Origin of the sequence: Terrimonas pollutisoli (assembly GCF_029360765.1) — a bacterium.
Lineage (GTDB): Bacteria > Bacteroidota > Bacteroidia > Chitinophagales > Chitinophagaceae > Terrimonas_B > Terrimonas_B pollutisoli.
Genome location: NZ_JARKNA010000068.1, coordinates 1 through 633, shown reverse-complemented (window position 1 = coordinate 633; position 633 = coordinate 1). Strand labels below are relative to the sequence as shown.

Sequence of the window (633 nt, the reverse complement as noted above, 5' to 3'; positions counted from 1 at the left end):
GAGCTGTTGCATTTAAGCAAACGTCGTTGACCGGATCAAATGTTGGCGTGATCTGATCGGTAACAGTAATAGTAAGTGTTGCTGTACCTGCACACTGACCTGCATCCGGGGTAAATGTATAAGTAGTGGTTCCAATCGCTGTAGTGCTTACAGCCGGTGACCAGGTTCCTGTAATACCATTATTGGATGTAGTTGGAAGAACCGGAGCGGTTGCATTCAAACAAACATCATTGACCGGATCAAATGTTGGTGTGATCTGATCGGTAACAGTAATAGTCAATGTAGCTGTGCCTGCACACTGACCTGCATCCGGGGTAAATGTATAAGTAGTGGTTCCGATAGCTGCAGTGCTTACAGCCGGTGACCATGTACCGGTGATACCATTATTGGATGTAGTTGGTAAAACAGGAGCGGTGGCATTTAAGCAAACGTCGTTGACCGGATCAAATGTTGGCGTGATCTGATCGGTAACAGTAATAGTAAGTGTTGCTGTACCTGCACACTGTCCTGCATCCGGGGTAAATGTATAAGTAGTGGTTCCAATCGCGGAAGTAGAAACAGCCGGTGACCAGGTTCCTGTGATGCCATTATTAGATGTTGTTGGCAATACAGGAGCGGTGGCATTTAAGCAAA

The 633-nt window shown here is 46.3% G+C and carries 1 pseudogene; it reads right to left on the bottom strand.

From position 1 onward, the window contains the following. A pseudogene (locus P2W73_RS26385) lies at positions 1–633 on the bottom strand (gliding motility-associated C-terminal domain-containing protein); the annotation flags it as partial.